The sequence below is a fragment of the Streptomyces nanhaiensis genome (assembly GCF_046614825.1).
GTDB lineage: Bacteria > Actinomycetota > Actinomycetes > Streptomycetales > Streptomycetaceae > Streptomyces > Streptomyces radiopugnans.
Map to the genome: position 1 here is coordinate 1 of NZ_JBKJFM010000233.1, position 5,929 is coordinate 5,929.

Genomic DNA, 5,929 nt, shown 5'->3' on the forward strand with positions numbered 1-5,929 from the left:
ACCCGCGGCGCGCCGTGCGGGCCGGCGGCACGCCCTTCGGGATGTAGGTGCGGCGGGGCCGGGGCCGGACGGGGACGCGGGGCCTCCTCCGGGACCGGACGGGCCGTGGGCCGCTGCCCGGTGGCCGTGGCCGTCGGCTTGCCGCTGCCCGGCCGGCCCCGGCGACTGTGACGTCCCACGACTGTCAACCCCTGCCCGTATCGGTTTCTCCCAGCAGATCCCGGAAGGCGCTCGCTACCGCCTCCGGGTATTCCATCATCGCGACGTGCCCCGCGTCGGGAAGCGCCAGCAGCCGCGATTCGCGGAACGCGGCGGCGGCCCTGCGCGCCATGCGGAACGAGACCAGCAGGTCCCGCCCGCCGTACACCAGCAGGGTCGGCGCCAGCACCCGCTCGGCCTGGCGCCACAGCGCGTGCTGGCCGCCGAGGGTGTAGGCGTTCACCAGGCCGCGCGCCGACCGGGAGAGCGAGTCCCAGAAGTACGGCAGGGCCAGGCGGCGCTCGTACTCCGCCACGGCCGCCTCGAACTCCTCCCGCGAGACCGCCGCCGGGTCTCCGTAGCACAGCGCCAGCAGCTCCCGGGTGCGCCGCTCGGCCGTCCAGTGGCGGGTCATCCGCCCGAAGAGCCTGCTGACCCCGGGCACCGCCAGCAGGGCGGTGGGGATCGCGGTGCGCTGCGGGCGCAGCTCGGGCAGGGCGGGCGGGACGAGGGTGAGGGTGCGCACCAGATCGGGCCGGACCGCCGCGACCCGGGTGGCGACCGCGCCGCCCAGGGAGTTGCCGAACAGGTGCACCGGGCCGCGCCCGTGGACGTCGAGGTAGCGGATGACGGCGCGCGCGTGCGCGGAGACCGAGTAGTCGCCGTCGTCGGGCGGCGGCGAGTGGCCGAAGCCGGGCAGGTCGAGCGCCTCGCCCTCGACCTCGTCGGCCAGCTCCCGCATCAGCGGGGACCAGTTCAGGGAGGATCCGCCCAGGCCGTGTACGTACAGCGCGGCGGGCAGTCCCGCGCGCCGGCCCGGCCGCCCGCGCACCGACAGCGTCAGGCCGGGCAGCGGCACGGACCTGTGCGTCTCGCCCTCCCCGGCGCGCGACCGGCCCGAAGGGGGGACCTCGATCGGGGCCGCCGCCTGCGGCTGCGACTGCTCGGTCGATGACATGGGGCAATGTTACGAGACGATCACTGCCGCTCTCACGTGTTCGGGGTCACACCTTCCCCGCCTCCGGAATTCTCCTCTCCCGGGCCCGTGTGGAACCCCTTCGGCCTGGAAAGAGGATCGTCATGTCTGTTGACCCCACCGACCCTGACACCTTCGACCGGTTCGAGGACGAGGACGAGAGGCCCGCGGCCGAGCGGTTCGGAGTCGAGGCTCCCGAGGCGGACGCGGCCGAACAGCACGCGGAGGTCCTGCCCCGCGGAGACGCGCTGCCGCCGGCCACCGGCTCACCGGAGGTGAACCCCGCGGACGCCGCCGAGCAGGCGCGTGTCGTCGAACTGGACGAGGACGATTACCGCTAAACCGATACATCGCGCGTTCGAGGCGCGGATTTCCGTGCCCGCCGGACGCACAGGTGGTTTACCCAAAAGTACGATGGCGGACGCAGCGCACCCCGCGCGCGGAAGCAATCGACGACCTCTCTCCGGATTCCCCGGGCCCCCGGACCCCCGGGGCTCGGTCCGGGCCCTGGCCCGGGAGGCGTTCCAGGGAGACCCCAGGAGGCGAGCGTGACAGCCATCGAGCAGACCGAGGCACGCCCGCGTGGCACACGGCTGCCGCGCCGGGCCCGACGCAACCAGTTGCTCGGTGCGGCACAGGAGGTGTTCGTCGCCCAGGGCTACCACGCCGCGGCCATGGACGACATCGCCGAGCGCGCGGGCGTCAGCAAGCCCGTGCTGTACCAGCACTTCCCCGGCAAGCTCGACCTGTACCTGGCCCTGCTCGACCAGCACTGCGAGGCGCTGGTCCAGTCGGTGCGCGCGGCGCTGGCCTCGACCTCGGACAACAAGCACCGGGTCGCGGCGACGATGGAGGCCTACTTCGCGTACGTGGAGGACGAGGGCGGGGCGTTCCGGCTCGTCTTCGAGTCCGACCTGACCAACGAGCCCGCGGTGCGCGACCGCGTGGACAAGGTGAGCCTGGACTGCGCCGAGGCGGTCAGCGAGGTGATCTCCGAGGACACGGACCTGCCCCCGGACCAGGCGATGCTGCTGGCCGTCGGACTGTGCGGCATGGCGCAGATCACCGCCCGGTACTGGCTGAGCGCCGGGCAGAAGGTCCCGCGCGACACCGCCACCAGGCTCATCTCCTCGCTCTCCTGGCGGGGCATCGCGGGCTTCCCGATGCACGGCTGACCCGCGGCCTCCCTCCGCCGCGCGACCGTCCGGTGTTCGCTGTCGGCGTGCGGTCGCGAGCGGGCAGACGGCTCCGCGAGGGCTAATGTTGCTGGCATGACGGCGCGGCCTGCCCGCGCACCCCGCCCCGGCTCAGCCAGGGAGAATCACCAACCGTTCGGAAGGGACATAGCCGTGGAGGTCAAGATCGGCGTGCAGCACGCGCCCCGCGAGATCGTTCTGGAGAGCGGGCAGACGGCCGAGGAGATCGAGCGCACCGTCGCCGAGGCGCTGACCGGCAAGTCGCAGCTGCTCAGCCTGGTGGACGAGCACGGTCGCCGGGTGGTCGTCCCGGCCGACCGGCTGGCCTACGTGGACATCGGCGAGCCCAGCGGCCGCAAGGTGGGCTTCGGGGCCCTGTAGGGGCCCGCGGGGATCCACGGAGATCCACAGAGGTCCGCAGGACCCCTGAACCCGGCGACGGGACCGGCCGCGAGGCCGGTGGGAGCGGTGTGCGGAGGGCCGGGCGGGATTCCCGCCCGGCCCTCCGTTTCGTCCTCGGCGCACCCTGGGTAGGACCGAGTAGCCCGATGCGCACCCCACCGGCCCGCAGGAGGACCCAATGCTCTGGGAAGTGCTCGGCTCGGCGCTCGTCGGTCTCGCCGTCGCCCTCGTCGCCGGCCACCGTTTCGCGGACCGGTTCCGCGACCGGTCCCTGGTCCTGGCCACCGGGCCCGCGGCCGCCTTCGGCGGCGGCGTGATCACGCGCGTGGTGCTGGGCCCGGGGTACGCGCTTCCCACCCTCGTGGTCGCCGCCCTGGTCGCGGCGGCCCTGCTGTCACTGCTGGTCCGCCCCCGCCCCCGCCACCGCGGCGGTCCGGCGGCCGGCCGGCCGCGCGTGGGCGCGGCCTGAGGCGGCGCGGCTCCGGGGCCCCGCCGCCCGGGCGGCGCGGCGCGCCCTTCAGGCCGCCAGTCCCAGCGCGGCCATGCGCTTGGTGTGGGCCTCGGTGATCCGCGAGAACATACGGCCGACCTCGGCCAGGTCGAACCCCGCGGTGACCCCTCCGACCAGCATCGTCGACAGCGCGTCGCGCTCGGCGACCACCCGCTGGGCCTGCGACAGCGCCTCGCCCATCAGCCGGCGGGCCCACAGGGCGAGCCGGCCGCCGACGCGGGGGTCGGCCTCGATGGCCCCGCGCACCTTCTCCACCGCGAAGCCGGAGTGCCCGGTGTCGTCCAGCACTCCCAGCACCAGGGCGCGGGTGTCGGAGTCGAGGCGGACGGCGACCTCCCGGTAGAAGTCGGAGGCGATCGAGTCGCCGACGTACGCCTTGATCAGTCCCTCCAGCCAGTCCGACGGCGCGGTCTGGCGGTGGAACTCCTCCAGCGCGGCGGCGAACGGCTCCATCGCCACCGCGGGGTCCTCGCCGATCTCCGCGAGCCGGCCGCGCAGCCGCTCGAAGTGCTGGAACTCCGCCGACGCCATGGAGGCCAGCTCCGCCTTGTCCACCAGGGTCGGAGCCAGTTTGGCGTCCTCCGCGAGTCTTTCGAAGGCGGCGAGCTCCCCGTAGGCCAGCGCGCCCAGCAGGTCCACGACCGCCGCCCGGTACCGGGGGTCGGCCGAGGCCGCGGCCCAGTCCTGGACGGCGGTCTCCTCGGTCTCCCCGACTCCTCCGGCCTTCTCGGCCCTCTCGGGTCCCTCGGGGCCGGCGGGGGATGTGTCAGACGTCTCCATGCCGGGCACAATAGCCCGCCGCCAGGCTGTCCGACCTGCCCGGGAGGCGTCCGGCGCGGTCCGGGGCGGCCTCCGCGGGGGCCCGGACCCGAAGATCGGCCGGGCGCGGATGCGGGATCAGGGGGTACAGTGATATTAGGCCCGCTTCCTGACAGCGGGTTCTGCGCATACTGTGTTATCCGGGCTCCGGGGACGTTCCCCGGGCCCGTAACGGATGCCCGGTCGGTGGCCCGATCGGCTCCGACACGACCGCCCTCCACGCGGACCGTATGCGGAGTGACGGCTGCGGAGACACGCAGCCGGGCGTTCCGTGCGGATCGCGGTGAGGGGCCCGCTCGCGCGGTACGAGCGCTTGAGCGAGAGCCCGTGGTCCTGCGCCGCGAGGCCGCCCGACAGGCAGCCGGCGTCCGGCGCGGTACGACCCACCCCGCTCCCCCGGGGTGCGCCCTCGCTCCCCCGTCCCGCGTCTCACGGAAGAGGCAAGCATCCTGACCACCACATTCCGAGAGCTCGGGATCCTTCCCGAGACCGCCGAGGCACTGGAAGCCGTCGGCATCACGTCCCCGTTCCCCATCCAGGAGATGACCCTCCCGGTCGCCCTGTCCGGCTCGGACGTCATCGGCCAGGCCAAGACCGGCACCGGCAAGACCCTCGGCTTCGGTCTGCCGCTCCTGGAGTCCGTCGTCGTCCCCGCCGACGTGGACGCCGGCCGGGCCACGCAGGACCAGCTCACCGACGCCCCGCAGGCGCTCGTGGTCGTCCCCACCCGCGAGCTGTGCCAGCAGGTCACCAACGACCTCCTGACCGCGGGCAAGGTCCGCAACGTCCGGGTGCTGGCGATCTACGGCGGCCGCGCCTACGAGCCCCAGGTCGAGGCGCTGAAGAAGGGCGTCGACGTGGTCGTCGGCACCCCGGGCCGGCTGCTCGACCTGGCCGGCCAGCGCAAGCTGAGCCTGGCGCACATCCGCACGCTGGTGCTGGACGAGGCCGACGAGATGCTCGACCTCGGCTTCCTGCCGGACGTCGAGAAGATCATCCAGCAGCTGCCCGTCAAACGGCAGACGATGCTGTTCTCCGCGACCATGCCGGGACAGGTCATCTCCCTGGCCCGCCGCTACATGTCGCAGCCCACCCACATCCGCGCCACCGCGCCGGACGACGAGGGCGCGACGGTGGCCAACACCGCGCAGCACGTCTTCCGGGCGCACTCGCTGGACAAGGTGGAGATGGTCTCCCGGATCCTGCAGGCCACCGGCCGCGGACTGGCGATGATCTTCTGCCGCACCAAGCGGACGGCGGCCGATGTGGCCGACCAGCTCTCGCGCCGCGGTTTCGCGGCGGGCGCGGTGCACGGCGACCTGGGCCAGGGGGCGCGCGAGCAGGCGCTGCGCGCCTTCCGCAACGGCAAGATCGACGTGCTCGTCTGCACCGACGTCGCCGCCCGCGGCATCGACGTCGAGGGCGTCACGCACGTGATCAACTACCAGACGCCGGAGGACGAGAAGACCTACCTGCACCGCATCGGCCGCACCGGCCGCGCGGGCAACACGGGTACGGCCGTCACCCTCGTCGACTGGGACGACATCCCGCGCTGGCAGCTGATCAACAAGGCGCTGGACCTGGACTTCAACGACCCGCCGGAGACGTACTCCACCTCCGCGCACCTGCACGAGGCGCTGAGCATCCCCGAGGGCACCAAGGGGATACTGCCGCGCGCCGAGCGCACCCGCGCCGGGCTCGCGGCCGAGGAGGTCGAGGACCTGGGCGAGACCGGAGGCCGCGGCAGGGGCCGCGGCCGCGGGGCCGCGACCACCGCCACCGCCACCGCCACCGCCACCGAGGAGCGCGCGCCGCGCACCCGTACCC

The 5,929-nt window shown here is 73.8% G+C and carries 7 protein-coding genes; 5 read left to right on the forward strand and 2 right to left on the reverse strand.

Features of this window, described 5'->3' with window-relative positions; all coding sequences use genetic code 11:
• Positions 1 to 184 precede the first annotated feature (184 nt).
• Entirely contained in the window at positions 185 to 1,156 is a 972-nt protein-coding gene (locus ACLIYP_RS28715) for an alpha/beta fold hydrolase (protein WP_412716016.1), read from the reverse strand.
• 122 nt (positions 1,157 to 1,278) lie between these two features.
• Between ACLIYP_RS28715 and ACLIYP_RS28720 the strand changes: the two genes are divergently transcribed.
• From ACLIYP_RS28720 to ACLIYP_RS28735, 4 genes are all read left to right on the forward strand, one after another.
• Positions 1,279 to 1,515, forward strand: coding sequence for a hypothetical protein (locus ACLIYP_RS28720; protein WP_412716017.1), 237 nt, complete (start codon positions 1,279 to 1,281; stop codon positions 1,513 to 1,515).
• Positions 1,516 to 1,722: 207 nt separating this feature from the next.
• Positions 1,723 to 2,349, forward strand: coding sequence for a TetR/AcrR family transcriptional regulator (locus ACLIYP_RS28725; RefSeq protein WP_093661277.1), 627 nt, complete (start codon positions 1,723 to 1,725; stop codon positions 2,347 to 2,349).
• A gap of 174 nt (positions 2,350 to 2,523) precedes the next feature.
• Positions 2,524 to 2,751, forward strand: coding sequence for a DUF3107 domain-containing protein (locus tag ACLIYP_RS28730; RefSeq protein WP_093661275.1), 228 nt, complete (start codon positions 2,524 to 2,526; stop codon positions 2,749 to 2,751).
• 199 nt (positions 2,752 to 2,950) lie between these two features.
• Positions 2,951 to 3,241, forward strand: a complete 291-nt coding sequence (locus ACLIYP_RS28735) for a hypothetical protein (RefSeq protein WP_412716018.1) — start codon at positions 2,951 to 2,953, stop codon at positions 3,239 to 3,241.
• Between the two features lie 48 nt (positions 3,242 to 3,289).
• On the opposite strand, the gene ACLIYP_RS28740 is transcribed toward ACLIYP_RS28735, so the two are convergent.
• Entirely contained in the window at positions 3,290 to 4,063 is a 774-nt protein-coding gene (locus ACLIYP_RS28740; RefSeq protein WP_412716019.1) for a ferritin-like fold-containing protein, read from the reverse strand.
• A gap of 440 nt (positions 4,064 to 4,503) precedes the next feature.
• On the opposite strand from ACLIYP_RS28740, the gene ACLIYP_RS28745 reads away from it, so the two are divergent.
• Positions 4,504 to 5,929 (forward strand): DEAD/DEAH box helicase (locus ACLIYP_RS28745; protein ID WP_412716020.1); only part of this gene is annotated, 1,426 nt, incomplete at its 3' end.